The organism is Paenibacillus sp. MMO-177 (assembly GCF_037147795.1).
In the GTDB taxonomy this organism is placed as follows: domain Bacteria; phylum Bacillota; class Bacilli; order Paenibacillales; family Paenibacillaceae; genus Pristimantibacillus.
Genome location: NZ_JBBCUR010000012.1, coordinates 59139 through 80979 on the forward strand (window position 1 = coordinate 59139; position 21841 = coordinate 80979).

Annotated in this window: 23 protein-coding genes; 10 read left to right on the forward strand and 13 right to left on the reverse strand. The window is 52.5% G+C overall.

Annotated elements, in window-relative coordinates; translation table 11 throughout:
- Positions 1–28: 28 nt before the first annotated feature.
- Both WFK81_RS26495 and WFK81_RS26500 read right to left on the reverse strand, forming a co-directional pair.
- Positions 29–394, reverse strand: coding sequence for a VOC family protein (locus tag WFK81_RS26495; protein ID WP_336789897.1), 366 nt, complete (start codon positions 392–394; stop codon positions 29–31).
- A gap of 1 nt (position 395) precedes the next feature.
- On the reverse strand, positions 396–782 hold the full coding sequence (locus WFK81_RS26500; RefSeq protein ID WP_336789898.1) for a MarR family winged helix-turn-helix transcriptional regulator: 387 nt from the start codon (positions 780–782) through the stop codon (positions 396–398).
- Between the two features lie 270 nt (positions 783–1052).
- On the opposite strand from WFK81_RS26500, the gene WFK81_RS26505 reads away from it, so the two are divergent.
- Both WFK81_RS26505 and WFK81_RS26510 read left to right on the forward strand, forming a co-directional pair.
- Positions 1053–1628, forward strand: coding sequence for a TetR/AcrR family transcriptional regulator (locus WFK81_RS26505; RefSeq protein WP_336789900.1), 576 nt, complete (start codon positions 1053–1055; stop codon positions 1626–1628).
- Between the two features lie 56 nt (positions 1629–1684).
- Positions 1685–2458, forward strand: a complete 774-nt coding sequence (locus WFK81_RS26510) for an SDR family NAD(P)-dependent oxidoreductase (protein ID WP_336789901.1) — start codon at positions 1685–1687, stop codon at positions 2456–2458.
- Between the two features lie 63 nt (positions 2459–2521).
- On the opposite strand, the gene WFK81_RS26515 is transcribed toward WFK81_RS26510, so the two are convergent.
- Complete coding sequence (locus tag WFK81_RS26515; protein ID WP_336789903.1) at positions 2522–3379, reverse strand: LysR family transcriptional regulator; 858 nt, start codon at positions 3377–3379, stop codon at positions 2522–2524.
- A gap of 120 nt (positions 3380–3499) precedes the next feature.
- Here WFK81_RS26515 and WFK81_RS26520 point away from each other — a divergent pair, with 120 nt between their 5' ends.
- From WFK81_RS26520 to WFK81_RS26545, 6 genes are all read left to right on the forward strand, one after another.
- Positions 3500–3979, forward strand: a complete 480-nt coding sequence (locus tag WFK81_RS26520; RefSeq protein WP_336789905.1) for an HPP family protein — start codon at positions 3500–3502, stop codon at positions 3977–3979.
- 107 nt (positions 3980–4086) lie between these two features.
- Positions 4087–4449 carry a hypothetical protein gene (locus WFK81_RS26525; RefSeq protein WP_336789907.1) on the forward strand — a complete coding sequence of 121 codons (363 nt, stop codon included), beginning with the start codon at positions 4087–4089 and terminating at the stop codon, positions 4447–4449.
- Between the two features lie 108 nt (positions 4450–4557).
- Positions 4558–5052: a cation:proton antiporter regulatory subunit gene (locus tag WFK81_RS26530; protein WP_336789908.1), complete on the forward strand. Its 495-nt coding sequence runs from the start codon at positions 4558–4560 to the stop codon at positions 5050–5052.
- A gap of 3 nt (positions 5053–5055) precedes the next feature.
- On the forward strand, positions 5056–6273 hold the full coding sequence (locus WFK81_RS26535; protein ID WP_336789910.1) for a cation:proton antiporter: 1218 nt from the start codon (positions 5056–5058) through the stop codon (positions 6271–6273).
- A gap of 159 nt (positions 6274–6432) precedes the next feature.
- Positions 6433–6690: a transporter gene (locus WFK81_RS26540; protein ID WP_127495859.1), complete on the forward strand. Its 258-nt coding sequence runs from the start codon at positions 6433–6435 to the stop codon at positions 6688–6690.
- Between the two features lie 77 nt (positions 6691–6767).
- The gene (locus WFK81_RS26545) at positions 6768–8486 is read left to right on the forward strand and encodes a sulfatase-like hydrolase/transferase (protein ID WP_336789913.1); all 1719 of its coding nucleotides are present in this window, start codon (positions 6768–6770) and stop codon (positions 8484–8486) included.
- Positions 8487–8591: 105 nt separating this feature from the next.
- Here the strand turns inward: WFK81_RS26545 and WFK81_RS26550 are convergent, their stop codons facing one another.
- Both WFK81_RS26550 and WFK81_RS26555 read right to left on the reverse strand, forming a co-directional pair.
- The gene (locus WFK81_RS26550) at positions 8592–9695 is read right to left on the reverse strand and encodes an MBL fold metallo-hydrolase (RefSeq protein ID WP_336789915.1); all 1104 of its coding nucleotides are present in this window, start codon (positions 9693–9695) and stop codon (positions 8592–8594) included.
- Positions 9696–9737: 42 nt separating this feature from the next.
- Entirely contained in the window at positions 9738–10178 is a 441-nt protein-coding gene (locus WFK81_RS26555; protein WP_336789917.1) for a MarR family winged helix-turn-helix transcriptional regulator, read from the reverse strand.
- Between the two features lie 122 nt (positions 10179–10300).
- On the opposite strand from WFK81_RS26555, the gene WFK81_RS26560 reads away from it, so the two are divergent.
- Positions 10301–10888: an NAD(P)H-dependent oxidoreductase gene (locus WFK81_RS26560; protein WP_336789919.1), complete on the forward strand. Its 588-nt coding sequence runs from the start codon at positions 10301–10303 to the stop codon at positions 10886–10888.
- A gap of 2 nt (positions 10889–10890) precedes the next feature.
- On the opposite strand, the gene pheA is transcribed toward WFK81_RS26560, so the two are convergent.
- The 8 genes from pheA to WFK81_RS26600 all read right to left on the reverse strand — a co-directional run bounded on the left by pheA (position 10891) and on the right by WFK81_RS26600 (position 21184).
- A complete protein-coding gene (gene pheA, locus WFK81_RS26565) occupies positions 10891–11715 on the reverse strand; it encodes a prephenate dehydratase (RefSeq protein WP_336789921.1) in 825 nt (274 codons plus the stop codon).
- 97 nt (positions 11716–11812) lie between these two features.
- Positions 11813–12664, reverse strand: coding sequence for a diguanylate cyclase domain-containing protein (locus WFK81_RS26570; protein ID WP_336789923.1), 852 nt, complete (start codon positions 12662–12664; stop codon positions 11813–11815).
- A 5-nt stretch (positions 12665–12669) separates the two neighbouring features.
- Complete coding sequence (locus WFK81_RS26575; protein WP_336789925.1) at positions 12670–14742, reverse strand: cellulose biosynthesis cyclic di-GMP-binding regulatory protein BcsB; 2073 nt, start codon at positions 14740–14742, stop codon at positions 12670–12672.
- An 18-nt stretch (positions 14743–14760) separates the two neighbouring features.
- Positions 14761–16014 (reverse strand): glycosyltransferase family 2 protein, encoded by a 1254-nt coding sequence (locus WFK81_RS26580; RefSeq protein WP_336789927.1) that lies wholly within the window; start codon positions 16012–16014, stop codon positions 14761–14763.
- On the reverse strand, positions 16011–17573 hold the full coding sequence (locus WFK81_RS26585; protein ID WP_336789929.1) for a hypothetical protein: 1563 nt from the start codon (positions 17571–17573) through the stop codon (positions 16011–16013). Before WFK81_RS26585 ends, WFK81_RS26580 begins: the two co-directional genes overlap by 4 nt.
- Positions 17570–19105, reverse strand: a complete 1536-nt coding sequence (gene wsfD, locus WFK81_RS26590) for a glycan biosynthesis hexose transferase WsfD (RefSeq protein ID WP_336789931.1) — start codon at positions 19103–19105, stop codon at positions 17570–17572. The genes WFK81_RS26585 and wsfD overlap by 4 nt, the downstream gene beginning before the upstream one ends.
- Positions 19106–19139: 34 nt before the next feature.
- Positions 19140–20279, reverse strand: coding sequence for a hypothetical protein (locus tag WFK81_RS26595; RefSeq protein WP_336789933.1), 1140 nt, complete (start codon positions 20277–20279; stop codon positions 19140–19142).
- A gap of 302 nt (positions 20280–20581) precedes the next feature.
- On the reverse strand, positions 20582–21184 hold the full coding sequence (locus tag WFK81_RS26600) for a TetR/AcrR family transcriptional regulator (RefSeq protein ID WP_336789935.1): 603 nt from the start codon (positions 21182–21184) through the stop codon (positions 20582–20584).
- A 93-nt stretch (positions 21185–21277) separates the two neighbouring features.
- Between WFK81_RS26600 and WFK81_RS26605 the strand changes: the two genes are divergently transcribed.
- Complete coding sequence (locus WFK81_RS26605; RefSeq protein ID WP_336789937.1) at positions 21278–21826, forward strand: hypothetical protein; 549 nt, start codon at positions 21278–21280, stop codon at positions 21824–21826.
- Positions 21827–21841: the final 15 nt, after the last annotated feature.

Sequence of the window (21841 nt, forward strand, 5' to 3'; positions counted from 1 at the left end):
TGCGGGAACTCTCCCGCACCTTTGTTACTTATCTATAATAAGACAGCACCCAGCACACGCCGTTCCGGTCGGTGACGATTGCGAGCAAGCCGTTAAACGGGGCTTCGTACATCTCCGTTTGGACAGTTCCGCTCTCCGCAAACTCCCCATAGATCCGTGTGAATGCTTCTTCCGTGTCAATCTTGAGGAACACTCTGACATAGTCGCCTTTCATAAACGGCTTTGCAGCTTGAACATCCGCGAACTTAATCGTTGTTCCCTCTACATGCAGATCCGCGTTCAGAACGGTGTCCCCCTGCTGGCGGAGAATAACAACCTCGCCGCCAAATACCTTTTGATAGTACTTGATTTCCTCTTTACAGTTCTCCACCGCGATAAAAGGTTGAGCGTTCATATTAATTAGCCTCCCCTGTGTCCGTTAAATTTTGAAGCACGGTCTTTAACAGCGTTAATAACAAGCCGTATTCCTCGTCGCTAATTCCTTTCCGGGTCTTGCCTTTTACCCGGTTCAATGCCTCTTGCACGTTTGGTACCACTTCATGTCCGGCTTCAGTCAGATAGAGCAGTTGGTAGCGGTTGTCGGAGGGATCCGGCTCCCTTCTCACGTATCCTTCCGCCTCCAGCTTGGCAATCGCTTTTGCTGTTGTCGTCTTATCGATAAGCAGCTTTTCGCTTAAAGCCTTCTGGGTGACGGGCTGCCGGGAAGCAATCGCCATCAGAAAAATATATTGTCCGCTTCCGATCCGGTATGGTGCCAGCTCCGCCGAAATCACCACCTGCATATGACGGTAAATGGCCGAAATGAACTGGCCATGCGATTCCGAAGCATTCTCCTGTTTGTTATCCCAATGCTCGCTCAGGTTAACTCCTCCTCCATATAGAATGCTATTGCAACTAATCTTGCTATCATCATACGCGAAATATAATGCTATTGCAACTATTTTTTTGCAAAACAAACCGCCATTCTCTATTGAGAACGATCGGTAAAAAATAATTCTTTACCGATCGTTCTCAATATGATAAGCTATGTTCAGAAAGGAGGCCGTGAACGATTGGCCAGAAGCAAAGAATTTGATGAAGATGCTGTCCTGCTGAAGGCAATGAAGCTGTTCTGGGCGCAGGGCTACGAGAAGACCTCCATGCAGGATTTAGTTGAGCATATGGGCATTCACAGAAGAAGCATTTACGATACCTTCGGTGATAAACATGCCTTATATTTAATGGCCTTACAGCGCTACGGCGACACCGTCTGGCATTCCATTGAGCAACGGGCGTTGTCCTCCCTGTCTGCAAAAGCTGCCATCCGTTCCGTCATGGAGGCTGCTATCGATCGGAATGAAGAACGGCCAAAAGGCTGCCTGATGGTCAATACCGCTGTAGAGCTAGCCGTTCACGATCCCGAGCTCGAAGCGTACGTTAACCAAAGCTGGTCCGGCACGGAAGAGCTTTTTCGCAAACTGATTATAAAAGGCCAGCAAGCCGGGGAGCTGTCAGCCTCGCTTGATGCGGAACGGCTTGCCCCTTACCTCAACAATGCGCTCATTGGGCTGCGGGTAATGGTAAAGACGCAATACGATACAGAGAAACTAAAACAAGTGATTGCAACAACCATGTCTATCTTAGACTAAATTTTTTTGAATATTCTAGAACGATCATTCCCAAAATAAAAGGAGTAGTGATTACAATGGCAAGACTAAACGGTAAAGTAGCTTTAATTACAGGAGGCAACAGCGGAATCGGGCTGGCAACGGCAAAACGGTTTGTTCAGGAAGGCGCAAAGGTCGTCATTACGGGACGCAATCAGGAGTCATTGACGGCTGCGGTAAAGGAACTCGGTGAAGAAAATGCAGTTGCCGTGCAGGCGGAAGCCGCTGATCCGGCTGGCTCGGAAAAAGCGGTTGCGGCAGCTATCGAGCGCTTCGGCAAGCTGGACATCGTCTTCGCGAATGCGGGTATTTCCGGCGGCACTCCGCTTGGCGATACGAAGCTGGAAGACTTCGAACAGATTCTGAAGGTAAATGTGACCGGTGTCTTCTTTACGGTGCAGGCTGCAGTCCCTCATTTGCAAGCAGGCGCCTCCATCATTCTTGTTGGCTCCGTGCTTGCCACAACTGGTGGAGCAACCTGGGCAGCTTACGCCGCGAGCAAAGGGGCCATTACGAGCATGGCCAGAGTGTTCGCCTCCGAGCTGTCTCCGCGCGGCATCCGCGTGAACACGGTTGTGCCGGGTGCTACGAAAACCCCAATCTGGAACGCTTCCGGGCCGGAGCAAATGGCGAAGCTGGAAGCCGGTCTCTCCCGCTCCATTCCGCTTAAGCGTCTTGGCGAACCGGACGAAATCGCCAATGCCGTGCTCTTCCTCGCTTCGGATGAGTCCTCCTTCGTTCAGGCTGCCGAGCTGCAAGTCGACGGCGGCGCCGACGGAGCTCCCTTTGGCGCTCCTATCTACCGTCAATAACATTCTTGCCCAATAAGCCGTTTCCGATGAAGGCATTGCCTTCCCGGAGACGGCGTTCTTTAATTAGGTCAAGCCCGCGCGGACCCATTCGATAAAGGCAGCTGCAGCCGGACGGAGCTGCTTGCCCTTCAGATAAATAAGCCCCTGATGAACGGGCGTTGGCACGGGAAAGTCCAGTACGGCCAGCTTCCCGACCCGCAGCTCCTCCTCTACATTCACCTTCGGAAGCAGCGATATCCCAAAGCCCGACTGAACCATACGCTTGATCAATTCCACGCTTGGGAAGCTTCTGCGGTCATGCAAGGCATACCCCGCTTCGCGGAGAGACGATTCCCCAAGCTCATGGTATAAGCAGGCATTCCCATAGCTGATATATACCTGCTTTCCTCCCTTACCTTCCGGCGCCCCTACCCATACTAATTCCTCAATGGCCAGCGGGACAAATTCGAGACCGTCGTGTCCCGGATCACGGGGGACGATTCCCAGATCATCCTTTTGCTCAAGGACCCTGCCGCACATATCCTCCATAAAACCGGTCGAGAGCCGCAGTTCAACTTCCGGATAATGCTCGGCGTAAGAAGCGAGCAGCTCGGGCAGTCTTGTCACGCAATAAGCTTCTAAAGCGCGGACCTTCAGCACCCCGCGCGGCTGCTCCGTACGGAGCAAATCCTCCTCCAATGCCTCGCTTAGAGCGGCAAATTGTCTTGCGAACCGGGCCAGCGCAGCTCCTGCATCCGTAGGCTCGACGCCTCTTGGCAGGCGGTCAAACAACTTCTTGCCGCTTGCCTTCTCCAACTGTGCGATATGCGTGGTCACGGTAGATTGCACGTAACCCAATTTATCGGCTGCCCGGCTGAAGTTCTTCTCCTCCATGACAGTCAGGAAAGTACGGAGCGATCTTCCGTCCCATTGATCCAGCACGATATCCCGCCTTTCTGGTATTTTATTTGGAAATAGTATTCATCATTTTTATTCATTTTTCAAATGGTTAAGCACATGATACCATCGAAGCATTCGATCGTAAAGGAGAGCTGTTGCCCCATGTTTAACCGTTTAATCCGCTTTTTATTGCCGGCTATAGGCGCTTTTGCAGCCGTCCTAATCTTATTCCTGTTTGAAAATACGACCGGGCTGGCGCTGTTAATGGCCCCGTTTGGTGCCTCCTGCGTTATCGTATTCGCCCTTTCGGACAGTCCGCTGGCAAAGCCACGCAATGTGGTCGGAGGCCACGTTATCAGCACAATCACCGGGCTGACATTGCTGCATGTATTTGGCCAGCATGCCTGGACCTTGGCTGCGGGTGTTGCGCTGTCAATCATGCTCATGCAAGTAACGAAGACCCTTCATCCGCCGGCCGGCGCGGATCCGCTGGTCGTGATTCTGGCCGGAGCAGGCTGGTCCTTCCTGCTTACGCCTGTGCTCGCCGGAGCCTTGCTTCTTGTCGGAATAAGCGCTGCATACCGGTTTATTCAACAATCTTCTCCAACTCAGCAGGCCAAAGCGAGCGTTAATCCCAAATAATGGTTGAAACCTCTTTTGCGGTAATCGCGTAAAACATGTAAAGCCTGCTTCACGCATAAGCTTGGTAATGGCAGAGCAAAATCTATTCGCAAAGGGGGGCGTCATTCATGAAAACATACCGTTTCACCGGTCGTCTGACGCTGCTTCTCTTCCTGCTTGGCGCCTTTGTTCTGTTCAGCATGCCAACGATGATGCTTGGCAACGGCCATTTCGACGTATCGAAATCCAGCCGCACGCATATCGAGCACAGCCTGCCGAACAGCATGAAGGCCATTAAGCGCGTAACGATATCACCTGCCACCAAGCTTTTTGCCATGCTAGCTTTGCTGGCTGTTATCTACAGCTGGGTCAGCTACCCCCGCCGGTTTTTCCTGGCGAAGCGCGTTTTCTCACTCCCCTTCTTATTCCTGGAGCGGCTCAAACGCCTGCTCATGCCCCTCAAGCTGACGACTTCCTATCCCATCGTTTAAGGACCATCCAACTCTCTTCCGTTCTTCTATAAAGCGGAGGACTGATTTGTGCTGTCCATTTAAACAGAGGAATAGAATTTCGATCATACTCGAGGAGGTACTTCCCTTATGAATATCCGTGAAATCGATCTGCCCGGTATCGGGCGAAAATTTCAGATGAATACACGCAGCGGCGACCAGCTGGTTATAATCGTGCACAACGACGGCCGCAGAGAATGCTATCACTTCCACCACGAGAATCCGGAGAGCAGCATCTCCATGATTACGCTTGATGACGATGAAGCCCGGATGGCTGCCGCCATGATCGGCGGGATGACGTATAAACCAAAAATGCTGGAGACCATCGAGGTCGCTCTCGACGAGCTTATTATCGAGTGGTATAAACTCGAGTCCCACTATGCCTGCATCGGAAAGACGATCGGAGAGCTTAACATCCGCAAAAATACGGGAACAACCGTTATCGCTCTGCTCGCCGCCAATCACGCCAAGCAGATTAATCCCGGTCCCGAGGTTGTTCTGGCTGCCGATCATACGATCGTAGTTGCCGGCGAACGCGCTCAGCATAAAGTATTGAAAAAAATCCTCATGAATGGATGTGATTAATGGATGGATCACATCATACTTGAGGTTGGCCTCGCGATTGCGTTAATCGCAGTGGCTGGTTTGCTGTCGGCAAAAATCCGTTTTTCCGTCATTCCGTTCTATATTCTGATCGGGATGGCCGTTGGTCCCCACTCGGTGGAATTCTGGCATTTCGACTTCCGTTTTATCGAGAGCGCCCCGCTTATCGAGTTTATGGGCAGGCTAGGCGTCCTGTTCCTGCTTTTCTATCTCGGACTGGAGTTCTCCGTTGGACGTCTGATCAAATCCGGCCGCTCCATCGCGGTCGGCGGCACCATCTATATCGCCATTAACTTCACCCTAGGCCTCCTGTTCGGGTGGCTGAGTGGCTTTCCGTTTCAAGAGACGCTTGTTATTGCCGGGATAACCACGATCTCCTCAAGCGCCATTGTCGCCAAGGTACTGGTTGACTTGAAGCGCACGGCCAATCCGGAGACGGAGATGATTCTTGGCATTATCATGTTCGAGGATGTCTTCCTCGCCGTCTATATTTCCATTTTGTCCGGCCTTATCTTAAGCGGTTCGACCTCGATTGGCGGCATTATTTTATCCACGGTTATCGCCCTGGTCTTTATGCTTGCGCTTCTTACCCTCGGCCGCAAAGCGGCGCCTATGCTGAATAAGCTCCTCAATATCCGGTCCAACGAGCTGTTTGCTCTTGTCATCTTCGCCGGGCTGTTCCTGGTGGCGGGTCTATCCGAAACGATCCATGTCGCCGAAGCGATTGGCGCTTTACTGTTCGGCCTTGTGCTTGCCGAGACCGAGCATATGAAGCGCATTGAGAAGCTGATCCTCCCCTTCCGGGATTTCTTCGGCGCCGTCTTCTTCTTCAGCTTTGGCTTAACGATCGATCCAACAGCCTTAGGCGGTGCCGTGTGGCTGTCGCTGGCTGCCGTTGCCGTTACGCTGATCGGCAATCTGACGGCAGGCATGCTTGCCGGACGAAGCGCGGGATTGTCCCCCAAAGCCTCGGTTAATATCGGATTGACCATCGTATCGCGCGGAGAGTTCTCCATCATTATGGCGAATATGGCTAAAGCCGGTGCCCTAATGGCTGTCATTCAGCCGTTTGCCGCCCTATATGTTCTGATTCTGGCCATTCTGGGGCCGCTCCTTACGAAAGAAAACAAGTTCATATTTAATCTGCTGAATCGTTTGTTCCGGTGGGACCGCAAGCAGACAAGTACGTCGCATTCGAAATAAAAAATAGGCACAATAAAAAGCCGTGTTCCAGCTGGAGCACGGCTTTTTGCTCATGATTTTGCGGCACGGCACTAGGCTTTAAAACAAGCGATGGAACATCAACCTACGTACCATAAGTACGAAGTAGACATTCATTTATTGATAAGGAGCGGAACAAGCATGACGACAAGACAATTTTTGCAAGCTCCTCCCCCCTATGTCCCTCCAAAGCCTGCTGTTTCCTACGTCATCGACTGCATAAATAATTATACCTATGTTTGGCTTCGTAACGGCGAGCAGTTCTGGTATTATCCAACCAGCGTTGAATCCTTCGGCATATCCGGCTTTAGATGGAATGGCTATACGTGGCTCTATTACGGCATAGACCCCAGACTTGTTGAAGCGGTTTCCTGTCCTCCTATACCTACTCTGTTCTAATAGCCCGCTTCATTCTAGGCAGCTTCGCGGCCGCATACGTTGTAGCAATAACGAATGCCGGTGAGGAGCTGCTTTCTATGGTTATGGCGGAAAGGCCTAACATTCTTCTCCTTCTCGTGGACGAAATGCGTTATCCTCCCCTATACGAGAAGGCAGATATTCGATTATGGCGCGAACAAAATCTCGAAACGCAGCAATGGCTTCGAAATAACGGGCTTGAGTTCCACAGGCATTACATCGGGAGCACAGCATGCGCGCCCAGCCGAACAACGCTGTTCACCGGCCATTATCCTTCCCTGCATGGCGTTACTCAGACGAACGGAATCGCCAAGCAAGCGGCCGATTCGGATATGTTCTGGCTGGACCGCAATACGGTGCCAACGATGGGCGATTATTTCCGGGAAGCCGGCTACCGAACGTTTTATAAAGGCAAATGGCATTTGTCGTACGAGGATATTGTCGTCCCGGGTACCCATCAAGGGCTTCCAAGCTATGATCCGGCTACAGGGTACCCGGATCAGAATCAGGACTTGTACGAGAACGCGGACAGACTGGAGGCGTTTGGATTCTCCAGCTGGATTGGCCCCGAGCCGCATGGCCGGAATCCCCGGGATTCCGGATCGTCAGCCGGTAACGGAGCCAGCGGGAGGGATGAATTTTACGCAGCGGAGACGGTCCGGCTGATTGAAGCTCTGGAACAACATAAGCAGGTGGAAGGCGATGAAACGCCGTGGCTTATCGTGACCTCTCTCGTAAATCCGCATGATATTACGTTGTACGGCGACCTGACGGCCAGAATCCCCGCATTCCGGTTCGATGTCGGCCCGGTTCCGGATATTGATCCGCCGCCAACCCGGCATGAGAGCCTGCATACGAAGCCGCGCTGCCAGGCCAGCTATCGGGATTTATATCCGGTTGCCCTGCAACCGATCACAAATGAACCCTTCTACCGCAAGCTCTATTATCAGCTTCAGAAAAATGCCGACGAGCAGCTTCGCAAAGTGGTCGAAGCGCTTGCCAAGACGTCCTTTTACGAAGATACCATTATCGTACTTACTTCCGATCACGGGGATTTGCTTGGCTCGCATGGAGGACTTCATCAGAAGATGTATTGCGCTTATGAAGAGGTTCTACGGGTCCCTCTTCTCATCTGCAATAAAAAGCGGTTTCCCGAGCCTCGGCCGGTCCACTCCCTGACCAGCCATCTCGATCTGCTGCCCACTCTGCTTGGGCTGGCAGGCATCAACAGCGATGAGATACGGGGCCGCTTGGACAGCCGGTTTAGCGAAGCGCGGCCGCTGGTTGGCCGGAATCTGGCAGTAGCGATGCCTATGCAGTCGGAACCCGAGGCTCCCGTTTATTTTATGACCGACGATGATATTACGCGGGGACAGCATCAGATCAGCCCTGTGGGCATTCCTTATCCCTCCGCGGCGCAGCCCAATCATATCGAGACCGTTATCGCGCCGCTCTACAGGAACGGGCGCAAAGAGTATTGGAAGCTCTCCCGCTACTATGACAACCCTCAATTTTGGAGCGAGCCTGGCAGCAGGGATGTTGCCTATGTGCCCGTTAAGGACGGGCAGAACGATACGGAAATAGCCTGGACCGCGCGAATTCGAACTGTGCCGGTACCGGAAGAATACGAGCTGTATTCACTGACCGATGACCCGCTTGAGACGCGCAATCTCGCCCATCCCGCTTACTCGGGGTCCTATACGGAACAATTAGCTCTTATGATGAATCTATTAACGGAGCAGCGCAGCCGGAAACGCCTTGCTCCAGGCAGAGAATAACCTGAAGGGGCGCCAATTCACTGGAGGAAATCCAACGTACGGCGAAAAATAAGGGGGTGTCCCATCGTCATTTTCATGACTTATGGGACACCCCCTTGCTTTTGGCTACGAGCGCCACCATGCGTCGGAAGGGTACGTTCCCGTTCCGATCGGGACGGGCTCTCCTATCCGCGGAGTAGCCAGCTTGGCGCTCAGCTCCTTAGCCCTCTTGAGGGCGCGTTCCGCCGGATCCCGCCAATCATGCATAGCAAGCCGGAAGGCTCCCCAATGAATAGGGATCATCACATCGCCTTTTACGTCCAGATGGGCTTGCACGGACTCTTCGGGCATCATATGAATGGCTGCCCACCGGTTATCGTACTGCCCGCATTCCATCAACGTAAGGTCGAATGGACCGTATTGCTCCCCGATCTGCCGAAAATGCGGGCCGTAACCGCTATCTCCGCTGAAGAAGATCCGTGCTTGGCGCCCATGAAGGACCCAGGAGCACCATAAGGTTCCGTTCCGGCCCGTTAATCCCCGCCCCGAGAAATGACGGGCAGGCGTACAGGCCATATGAATCCCTTCCCAGACGATCTCTTCCCACCAATGAAATTCCTCAATCCGATCCGAAGCAACGCCCCAACGCTCGAGATGGGCGGCAACGCCGAGCGGAACAAAAAAGCGGCCTACCTTGTCCTTCAGACGTTTGATGGAGCCATAGTCCAAATGATCGTAATGATCATGGGACAGCAATACGGCATCGATGGCAGGCAGCTCTTCGATTTCAATCGGCAGGCTGCTGCTGAACCGTTTGCCGCCGATCCACGGAACGGGCGACGGAGCTCGCCCCAGCATCGGATCGAGCAGTAGCTTTTTGCCGTCCAGCTCCAGCAGCAAGGCCGAGTGTCCAAACCAGGTCACCTTGGCTTGTCCGGCATCCTTGTTCCGAAGCGACTGAGGATGTACGGGCATTACGGCTATTTCCTTCTCCGGCGAAGCTAACTTATTGCCCCGGGCGAATTCCATGAGAAGCGCAAGGTTCTCGCGCAGCGACATGGACATGGCCGACGGCAAAACATTTTCAAACTTGCCGTTTGAATAATGGGGGGATTGCTTCATGCGCGCCAGCGTCTGCTCGCCCGGCTTGCCGCCAAATACCGGATAGGTGCCTAGGAATAGAACAAGAAGCAGAATAACGACGATAATAATGAAGATAATCACAGCCATGATGACGATCACCTCTTAGCTTTTTAATCAACAACACGGGCATTATGAATTCGCGCGAAAAATCGTCGTGCCCAGCACCTCAAGCGCCTCGGAAATCCGGACCAAATCCGCCTCCGCCACATGCTCGATTTGCTGCATGAACAGCTGTCTCATATGGCCAAAGGCCATTCCCATCCGCTCTTGCCCAAGCGAGGACAATCGGATGTACTGCTTCCTCCGGTCCTCCGGATCCTCGACCTTCTCGCAGAGTCCCTTCTCCGTCAGCTTGCGGATCTCCCGGCTCGTATTCGGCATCGAGATGCCTTTGCATTCGCTGATTTCGCTTAACGTCATCGGCTGTTTCACCGTTAGAAACTCCATTATCTCGTACTGCAGAGGCGTAATATCCTCCATCGGCATTCCCTTCGTCATGTCGTAATGCAATTGGTGGGAAGCTGTGATATGGGACACCATCTGCCGGAATAGTTTATCCTTGGAATCCATGTTGGACCATCTCCTTATAACCGGGTTGAAGCGTCATTTGGTTATCAAATAATAATTATCTATTGACAACTATTTATGAAGCGTGATAACTTCTTATCAAATGATAACAAAGAAGGTGTCCGATGAAAACCCTTATTATTTACACGCATCCGAACCATAACAGTCTCAGCTATTCCTTCCTGCAGAAAACGATCCAAGGCTTGAGGGAGAACACGCAAGTCGAAGAAATCCAAGTGCTTGACCTGTACGCCGAATCGTTCGATCCGTTGCTTGTGTTTAACGAGAATAAGCGCAGGCGGGATATGCATGTCGATCCGGAGCTCGACAAGCACCGCAAGCAGCTGCTCTGGGCCGAGAAAATCGTGTTTGTCTATCCAATCTGGTGGGGCAGGCCGCCGGCGATGCTGCTTGGCTACATCGACCGGATGTTTGCTTCCAACTTCGCATACCGGGACAATGGAAAGCTTCTTCCCGAGGGCCTCTTGAAGGGCAAATCGGTCGTATGCATCTCCACGATGAAAGGTCCTTCCCTCTATCCGCTGTTCTGGCTGAACAATGCTCATAAGGTGCTTATGCGAAAAGCCCTCTTCAGCTATGTCGGCATCAAGAAAGTGAAGTTCTTCGAATTTGGCGGCATGGAGAAGAAGCAAGGCAAGCAGGAGCAGAAGCTCGAACGGATTTACCGCTATTTCAAGACCGTTGCCCAGTAGCGCTACAGAATCGTCGTTGCGTAGCTGCCTAGAACATGAACGTCATGGCCAAAGGTTTCGATAATTTTAATCGCTTTATCCATACGCTGCTCATTGCCCCCGGCTTCCGTCTCGATCAGGAACCTGTACTCGCCAAGCTTCCGCCCGGTTGGCCGCGACTCAATCCAAGAGAGGTTGATGGCAAGCGCGGAGAACACGTTCAGAATCGAAGACAATACGCCCGGATACTCCTCGTTTGGAGTAATCAGCATCATCGTTTTCTTTTGCCCCGTATCCTCGTTAGGCTTCTTGCTGACCACGATAAAACGGGTATGATTCGCCGAATGATCCTGTACGCCGCTCTCCAGAATTTGCAGGCCATACTTCTCGGCAACCGACGCGGAGCCGATCGCAGCCGTTCCGGTATCGCCGGATTCCTTGACCGACAAGGCAGCGTGGGCTGTGCTGTCCGCATAATCAAGCTTCAGGGCATGCTCCTTAATGAACTGGCGGCATTGATTAATGGCAGGCATGATGGATCGTACGGTATGGATATCGCTCATCTTGCTGCCGGGATTACCGATCAGATGGAGCGATACCTTAAAGACGACATCAGCCTCAATCCTCAAGTTGTATAGCAGCAGACCGTCGATGGTCATATGAATATTACCCGCGATGGAGTTCTCGATCGGCACCATGCATTTGTCTACCTCATCCCGGCTGACCGCCTCCAGAACGTCCGGAATCGAGCTCAGCATAACCCACTCCGTATCCGTTCCTTCGAAAAACTTCAAGGCCGCCTCTTCGGAGAAGGTGCCGTTAGGTCCCAAATAAGCCACTTTGTTCATGTTCAAGCTCCTTTAATCGATCTAATATCTATCTTCATATTAATAGAAAAACAGGCAGCATGCGAATTTACGCATCTGCCTGTTCGGATTCGTACCATTATACGTCGTACTCCAATTCCTTGCGGGCCCGGGTAATCCACTCCAGAGGAGTTGGCGTTTCTTCCCGGTTGTATTCGTAAGCCCCCATCTTCAGGTTGAGCTCGAAGCGGTTGCTGGTTGACCTCTCGGATTCGTTAATCTCCGCAAGCCTGCTGCGGAGCCGGTTCATGACGATATCCGCCCCGTCCCGGTCCGTGAACAGCAGAAGGCCCCAGGTCGGATTCTCCTGGCTCAGCATGTAGAGCGAATCGTTCGCCCGAATGCTGGTCTGGCTGATCGTCGTAATGTTGTATACGGCAGCGTTCAGCTGCTCCTCTCCAATCATGCGTCTCAGCTCGTTCCAGTACTTCACGTTCAGAACAAGCAGCGTCAGCGGAATCTTATACCGGTCGGACAACGCCATAAATACCGTCGTGTCCTTCTGGAAGGAGAGCATGTTTTTCAGGTTGGTGCCCTCATCCATCGTGGCGAGCGAAGCATTCTTCTTCTGCAGCGCTTCATTCTCCTCCTGCAGCTGCTTGCTTGCCAGCGTGAACATCCAGGTAATCGCGGTGAATACCGGCGTCATGATGAGCCAGAAATAGCTTTGGCTCGTGACCACGCCCCCTTGCACGACGGTCTGGTAGATGGTGAATGTACCGTAACCGAAAACAAACGCGATATTCAAGATGAGCCCGGTCGTGATCGTCGTAAAATAAGTGACAATCGCGATCAGAAACGCGACGTTCAAGAAAATGATGTTATGCAGATAAAGATTAGGATCACGCGCCGTAAACACGATACAGACAAAGCACGCGATGAACAGCAGCAGAAAGCCGCCGTCCGACAACAAGCTTGTGTTACGCCTCATGATTCCTACCCCTTTCTCTTCTTCCGGTGCTTGCGGACGAGAAGCACAAGCGATACGAGCACCAGGGCAAGCACAAGCATAAACGCGATCATAAAGTTTACAACGTCGCCGCGTTCCAATACTCGCGTAACCACAGCCGGCGCTTCGGACACCGCTTCCTTCTTGAAGCGGAAGGCATGAACCTCTCCGTCTTTGTCTACCATAGCCCCGTCGCCAAAAATCTTGTATAGGCTGCCGGCGTTCCCGACCAGCTTCGACGCCAGATAGACGTATTCGGAGCTGCTGCCCGTAATAGCCAGGAAGCCATGCCCCTTGCCGTATGGCGAGTCGATCAGCTGCAGCGTTCCGATCCGCTTGCCGTAGCCTTCTTCGATGCTTATCTTCTCATTGGACAAGAAGCCTTCGCCTTGCTTGTCGTATTGGAAATACAGCTTATCGTTGTTCTCGCGGATGTAACGGTTATCCGCGTAGGTACCAATCGCGATAATTTGCCGGTCCTTCAGTTCGCTCTCCTTGACATCGTCCGTGTAAAAGCGGATTTCGCCCGTGTTGGAGGTCGCGAACTGCCCCATCAGATTAAACAGATTGGAGAGCGCCGCATACGTGTAGTTGTCTTGGGTTTGCGGCAGAACAACGGCTACCCGGTTAAAGCTGCCGTCCCGGAGAAACGGATAAGGATAGTTGTTGAACAGCATGTCCGTGCGGTCCTTCGTGTTCAGCTGAAGCACGGAGTCCTTGGAAACAAATGCCCATGGCATCTGGTCCTGGTTCCCGGTACACTCCGCATTCTTGATCTCCAGGTCAAAAGCCGTCGTGATCGTGAAGTTGCCCGAGATTCCGAGGTTCTTCGGAATGGTCAGCTCGAGATTATCGCCGCCGGCAAGCTCGGCGGACAGCTTCTTGCTTCCGATCGGAACGTTGTTCACCAGAACCGTCACCATCGAACGGTCAAAGTCCAGATTCGTCGCATAACGGAAATCCAGACTTAGCTTGCTCGCTTCCGCAATGGAGCGGTTGCTCGGAAGAGTGATGAAGTAGCTTTTCTCCCGGTGCGACGGGCCCGTCAGCTTATCTCCGGAATCCGTGAGCGGGAAATACCGGCTGATGCTTTGCGCCGGCGTATTCACCTCCGTCGATTCATCCACCAGCTTCGACGTCCCTTGCAATTGCTCCATCAGGGCGTGGTTGCCGATAAACCGCCCGGCTTTCTTCAGCATATCCGCATTATCCGAGGTCACGACAAGCAAGGATGAGGTATCGCTCTGGATCAATTGAATCAGCGCTTTATCCTGCAGCGCGGTCTCGCTCAGCTTCGAGCGAATGTCTGCCGGAAGATGCTGCGACAAGGCGACCAGAATACGAAGCGTTTTCCCTTGCAGGTTGCTCGTCTGGTACGGCAGTAGAGAAATAGGATGCGAGGTGTCCTGGCTAACGCCCGTTAATCCGGACAACGCATAGACGGCGGCTTCCGTCTCGTTCAGATCGCCTTCCTCCGGCACAAAGACGCCGGCTTGTCCATCCTGAATGGTGTCGAGGCCCAGGAAATGGCGGTTGAAATCGCTGATGCTCGCGCCGACCGGCTTCGGCGAGTATTGCACGTCAACGCCCGAGCTGTCGAAAATTTGCAGCCAGCTGCCCTGATCCTGCGTAGGGACGCACATCCGATCCGAGTTATTTCTCGTCTGAATGACCCCTTCAATAGTCAGCTCGTTAACGCCGCTCTTCAAATATTCAAGCGGAAGCCCGATAGTCCGTGTGACCTTCCGGTTCGTCTCGGTACCGGGCTTTAACGTGTAGAACGGCTTTCCGTTCAACTTAAGCGTAACAACCGATAAATCATTAAGGGTGAGCTGGGATACTTTATAGTCCAGCCTGAACGCGGCGCTTTCTACATTCCAGTAATCCGGCACCTGAAAAAACTGCTGCGCGTACGCATTGGTGCCAAGGAGCGAGGTTTCCGGCATCGGCGTTTCGTAGGTTTTCTGTACCTCCGGTGCTGCGGATAGCGTCCCCGCGCCCGGGACCAGCAGCGCTACAATCAGCGCGATGACCCATGCCGTAAATCCGGCTTTTCTCATAAATTCACTTCCTTTCGGTCAGAACCGTTCCGTTTTATACCATTTGGCTTCGCGTTTAAAAATCACGTCCTTCAAATATTGGAGCATGCCATTGGCGGCAACAAGCATCCATAGCTGGCAGTAAGTAACGTACATAAGCAGAATAATGACGAGATTCGAGGGGTGCATTTCGCCTTTTTCCGTTATAAGCGTGATGAACGTCCCTACAACAAACAAGGTAATGGCCAGTATCCACAAGTAGAAGCTTAATCCCTCAATCGTGGTATGCACGTAACCGAGCGCATGCAGAATGAGCAGCGTATCCGACGTTAAGAGCGAGGTGACAAGCAAGAAATAAATCGCCAGAAAATAAAGAATATCGAAGCGGATTCGGCGCGCTTCCGGCCGGAAGAGCAGCGGGACGTTTTTGACGATAACGTAAATATTCCCCTTCGCCCAGCGCGTCCGCTGCTTGAACCACACCTTCAGCGTCTGGGGCTCCTGCTCCCAGGTAACCGACTTCGGCTGGAATTTGATCCGGTAACCCATCATGTAAATCCGAAAGCTGATCTCGGTATCCTCCGCGATCGCTTTCGTATCCCAGCCTCCGATCGCCTCGATGATATGGCGGCGCATGATAAAGTTGGTGCCCGGAATCGTACATAGCTTGAACAGCTTCCACCTGCCCGCTTGGGCCATCCATTGGAACGATAACGTCTCGATATTTATGAACCGGGTAAGCAGGTTCTGATCCCGGTTACGCGTCCGGAACTTGCCGATAACCGCCCCAAGCTTGGCGTCGTTCACGATTTCGGCGACCAGGTAACGAAGCGCCGTCCGCTCCGGCGTATTATCGGCATCATAGATGGCGATAAGTTCGCCTTTGCTCCGCGTGAAGCCGATGTTGAGCGCATTGGACTTGCCTTTGCCTCCGGTTACGTTATCGGTATTGATGATAATCAGATTGCGCCCCATGTATTTCTCCTGAAGTTGACCGAGCAGCACGCTGCTGTTATCCGAAGAATTATCGTTAATCACGATAATCTCGTAGCGGTCATGGGGATAATCGAGCGCAAGCAGCGACTCTACCGTTTTGACGATAACCTTGCCTTCGTTATGGGCCGGTACCATAATCGACACGAAGGGCTCTTCTCCCGGAAGAAGCTCGGGCGGCTTCTCGCTCTCCAGCTTTATATAGTAGAAGTAGCCTGCGATAATCAGCGCGATATTAACGAGCAGCAGGGACCAGATGCACAGCACGCATATGACCATTAATATATCCGGTATCGTCATAGGCCGCCTCCCGACTTGTAGTATTTTCTCTTATATAACCGGTATCCGATCAAGAGGAACACGGCGAACAGCATTAAGGTTGTAATAATAAGGACAATCAGGATCCGGCTCTGCACCGAAAATAAAGCATGGAAAGTGACCTTTTGTTCCGGCTGCGTGACGACGGGGGCCTGCACTTCCGGTTCTGCCCGTTCCTGCAGATCGGCCGGCCTGCCATCCAGAAGAAGCGCTCCGCTTCGCGACTCGGCCTTATGGGCGCTGCTGCTCAAGCTATGCGTCTCCGACTTGAAATCCGCAAACGGCAGCCAGCTGCCGGCAGCCTCGCGAACAGCTTCTTCCTGACTGGCATCGTTCTCGAACCAATCAAAGGTTACGGCCAGATTTACGGGAAACGTCGGCCAGAGCTTGTTCTCGCGGCTGATCTGGAGCAGTACCTTCGCGGATATGGCATACGGAGATGCGGCAAAAGGCTGCACGGCCTCCGTTTGGCCGGTCGTCCCCCCTGATTCATTGGCGAACAGGATGGTCGTATCCGAGAACGCAAAGCCCGCTTCGCGCCCTTCCTTCACCTGTGCCCGCTTTACATCTCCCGTCATTCCGAGAGGGGCAATACCCGCCTCGGCCAGATGATTCAGAAAGCCGTCCATCTGCGTCTTCAGAACAGAAGAATCCTGCCCCGCGGACGTTGGCGTCGGTACTTGTACAAGCACGCTGCCGTTATGGGACTGCACGGCTTGCAAAGCCGCCAAGTAGCGCTGCATCGCCGGATAATCAGTATTGTTGAACAACGGGCTTACGCTGACCAGGAACGGAATTCCGGCATTGTACAGCTGCTCCGACAAAGCCTCCAGCTTGTCCAAATCAATAAAAGGCGTGATGCCGCGAATAAGCAGATAAGATTGCGTCGGCGCTTCGACCCCAAGCCAAGTACGCAGAACATAAGCGACCGCCAATTCGCTCAGGTTGCCCGATTCGAAATACGGTACGTACGCGTAACCGCCGGCCGATACGGCAAACGGCGCCTGAAACTCCGAAGAGGTCATCTGTCCGTAAGTCTCGCCTTTCCACTTCGCAATATAGGGGAGACGATTAATAAAAATATGGTCCTCGGAGAGCCCGCCTACCGACAGCTTTAAGGACTGCCTGCCTGCTGTTTCCGTCTGAAGAGCAAGCATCCCGCGCAGGGCCTCCGGAGGATTAGGTCCGATATGCAGCCAGCCGCCAGCAATAGCCGCGATATCGTGCGTAATGGCTCCGCATAAATCTTCCGTATTGCATACGGTAATCAGCTTCGCATAATCTTCAGCCATTTCGGGCTTATATGCATCCGAAGCAACCGTCGTCACCGTCGCCCCCAAGGAGAGCAGCAGCCGCTGCAAAGTCTCTATATTGCCTGCCGCAGGAGTATCCACTCCCAGACTGTCATAGACGAGCAGCACCCGGGCGGCTTTCGATGAATCCTGCGCAGCCGTTGCCGGAGCCGGTATCAGCACCGCCGCCGGCAAAGTGAGACAGAGCATGACGAGCAGCCACAGCTTGATTCCTGTCCGTCTTCTCATTGCTGTCCCCCCTGTAGCAACGCGGACGGTTCAGAGTCCTCTTCACCCGCATTTTGCTTCGCGTTTGGTCCCCACAAGCGGCGGCAGACGCAGTCCGCTATTACCCAAAAGGTCACCAGATCAAACGCCGCCGCAAATAAAAACTCATGCTTGGCGAGATCCGCGTCCCCCGCGCCAATAACCGAAACCGCCATTGCGCATAGTCCCGACAGCATCATCATGAGAATCAGCGACAGCCGAAGCGTTCGCCGGAGCGCCCGCTCCTTCACGGCCCTGTAGAAAGACGAAGCGTACATCCCCGCAATGACAATCATCCACAATACCACAAACCCGGAAGTCTTCGGTGCGGCCCATTCCTTCAGAAAGCTGTACCCGGAGAAGGCTATCGTTCGGGCACCAAACGGCTTACCCGCCGACTTCTCGTAATTTCCGAGCTTGGTCCGGTTAGAAAAGGCGTTGCGGGCCGCCGTCTCGAAAATCCTGCCCGCCGAATCGGGATGGGTTAGGTAGTATCTGGCGATGGAGGGAAATCCATACTTATCCAAAAACTGCGTCTGCATCTCTTGCGATTCGACCGGAATTGGAGAGAATTGGTCATAATAAATGGCGCCGGTAAGCACCGCGAACTGCTTGTCGATCCCGAAGTAATCGAGTGCTTGCTCCGGATTATCCGCCGTCATCAATACGCCCCTTGTCATGGCGTGGTACTTGTTAATGTTGACGAACTGCTCCGGAATGAGGACATAGGTACCTACCGCAGTCAGCAGCAGGACAACCGCCTGCAGTCCGGCCAGCGTACGGAAGACCCTGTCCCGCTTCAGAAAGACGAACAGAACAGCCACCATGGCGACAATAAGGCCAATCGGCGCATTCTGCTGCTTGCTTGTAGTTAGAATCATAGCGCTCGCCCCAAAGAGAAACAGCAGGAAGTAATCGTTGTACTGCCGCTGGTACAGCAGCATCCCGGCGCTGAACAAATACATCAGCATGATCAGAACGACGCTTTCGCTATAGAAAGAGTTGAAATACGCGAGGTATCCGATATCCCCGAATACAAAAACAGCCCCAAGCGCCAGTCCATAGCCCGCACGGCGCGAAGCTTTCCATGCGGCTGCCTTCACTAGCAGGTAAACCGCGCCTACATACAGCACGCCGTAAAGCGCCGCCTGAATCCGGATATCGAATTGACGGTTATAACCAAACCATTCGCTGATCATAAGCGATAGACGAACGAATAGCGTTTGAGAGGAATACAGCAGGGCGCTATTCTCGTTGTAGTATTGGAAAATTCCGAAATTTTTGACAAAATATTCGAGTGTCTGGCCCGTATAATCCGGCGCATTGAAGTACAGGCCGTTGCTATATAGAATCCGGTAATAATCCCCGTTGTCCGCCATTCCGATGTAAGGCGGAATAAAGAGCTCGATCAGCAAAATAAGCGCAACGCCAAACGCCGCCAGCGAGGCCGGAGATATGTATTTTTGCCATACGATTATCGTTTGTACGAGCTTTATTCGTTGCAGCTTATTCATGCCATGCCCCTTTCCTTACGCGTTCTATGAAGTCTTAATAGGCATAAGCCAATAAAGCCGTCAAATTATCGAACGAATACGCTTCTTCCGTCGCCGAGTTCCCAAAGCTTCCGGCAATCGGACTTGCTTGATCCTCCACGCGGAATTGCTCCATGCGTTTCATGCTGTTCTGGTAAAGCGCTTGATCTCCAATCGTCGAGCCAATCATCGCAGCAATCGCGTAAGCAGCCGTGGATTGGATATCCGTCGCCGGCTTGCCGTCCCTGCTGTAACGCCCGTACAGCGTGCCTGCTTCCACCGCCTGCTTAAGAAACGTGATGCTTGCGGTACGCTCCTGATGAATTTCAGCCAGCGACAATACCGTCAACAGAGACTCAATGGTACTGATTTCCCCCTCATGGTCACCGTACTTGCCTGATTTGTAATCATAACGAGTTTCGTAAAAAGGGAACTTATCGGATAAATACCCTCCCGAGACGATTGTAAGCAGCGAATCCTCCAATTTTCGTTTATCCTTGGACGGCACTTCCAACAACCGGATAGACCGGAAATCGGCATAGCATAAAGTTAGGAAATCGTTAGTTGTTCCATAAGCGCCGTCGTAGAAATCGTAAAGCTTGTCCCCTTGGACATTGTGTTCATAGACGAGTTCGCCATATTGAGCGGCCTCCCGGCCATAGTTGCCGTCTTTGCCAAAAGCCGTCTCGGCCTCGTACAACGCGCGGATGATCCGCAGATCGTCGACGACGGCATTAACCGTATATTTTTTATCGTGAAGAGGACTATAGCGATAGCTGAAGCCATAATCCGCCGCGAGTGTTTCTTTAGCACGCGACCATACCGCATCAAAAGCTTCCTTCTGCCCGGTAAGCGCGAAATAACGCATAAGCAGGCCAGCCGACTCGCTTAACGTCTCATGCCCGGTAGCGGTCTCCGCCGCTTCATCCGTCTCCTTATAGTTCGTGTAAACGCCGGCATCGCCCATCAGCTTTTGACCGATGAATTGCTGCAACTCCTCCCGATGCGTCGTCAGCTGAGGCGTATCGCCATATTTAGAGGGCAGGGCAACACGGTCTTTGCTGCTTTCCTCCCCGCTGTCCTTGCTGCTATACACCCAATACGCGGCCAGCAGGACCGCCATCAAAGCGGCCGCAATGCCCCATCGTTTATTCACCGTCTTCAACCCCGTATATATTAAATCTGTTACTCTATCCCCATCATAAACATCATACCTTTTGCTTTAATCCCAAGACGAGTAGCAATTAAAGGAAGTTTCAAAAGCTCCGGCCAAAAAAGGACTTTATTCAAGCATAACCGATAATTGTTGCTAAAATATGAGAATTTCTTACTATATTTTGAGGTTTGGCGGGGATTGAGGTTCTTATTTTTATCCGTCTATCGAATTATTTCAATTGATAAAACAACAAAGGAAAAAAGCGGAGACAAGCCCCCGCAGGGAACTAATTTCCGCTTTTTTTATTGCGCAGGGCTTCTGAAGATCCTGTCCAAATGACGAGAAACCATCTGCAGCATCTCGCCTGCTTCAATCCGCTCCGGAACCATGACCCGATGCACAACCAAACCGTCCACAAGGGCGTGCAGTAATTTCGTCTCCTCTCCGGGATCAATTCCGTCCTTCGCCAGATTAAGCTTAATCAAAGTATCAAGCATTTGCCGAAAGCCGGCATATAACTCGTCATGCACTTCAAGACTAAGCTCACGTATAGCAGGGTCGGAAATTACCTTCCCGACGTAAGAAAGCCAAAGCTCGGCCTCCGCCATGCGTTCCTCGTCCAGGGGCAGCAGCTCGGCAATAACCATTTCCATATTGCGCCGCATATCATCGGTATAGGTCAACTTCTGGATGCGTTCATTCACCCGCTTCGACAGAAGCCGCATGGAGAAGGTCAGCAGCTCGGCTTGCGTCTCGAAATAATGCCTGAGCGAACCAAGCGATATCCCCGCTTCGTCGGCTACACGGCGTACGGAAAGCTTGTCCAAGCCTTCCCGGCGGATCACCTTCCAGGCTGCCTCCGCCAATTGTTCCTTGCGTATTTGATGATCGACAATTTTAGGCATGGCTCTATTATAATCCTCCGTTCCTTTTTAGCACAACTGTGTTATAATCATAATAATACAATTGTACTAAAAAAGGAGCGGATTCATACCTCTATGGTCGTCTCTGTCATTATTGGCTGTGAAATGGCGTTCTGGGTGTTCGTGCTTGCGGGTCTGGCATGCCGCTATCTATTGCGCCGCAAGAAATTAGGGGCTGTCCTTCTTGCCATAACACCGGTCGTTGATCTTGTTCTGCTTGCCGCCACCGCATACGATTTGCATCAAGGCGGAGAAGCCAGCTTCATTCATGGCCTCGCTGCCATTTATATCGGCGTCTCGGTTGCATTCGGAAGCCGGATGATCCGCTGGGCGGATATCCGCTTTGCTCACCGGTTCGCCGGAGGTCCCCCTCCGGAACCGAAGGTTAGGCATGGCGTAGAACATGCGCGTAACGAGCGAAAAGGATGGCTGCTCCATCTTCTTGCCTGGTCCATCGGATGCGCTTTGCTGCTTGGCATTATTGCATGGATCGGCGACGAGGCCCGGACGGCAAGTCTTCTGTCGGTCATTCAGATGTGGTCCATTGTCCTCTCCATCGATTTCCTGATCAGCTTCAGTTACACGTTATGGCCGCGTAAAGCAAAGAAAGAGCATGGCGATTAAAGCCATGCTCTTTCT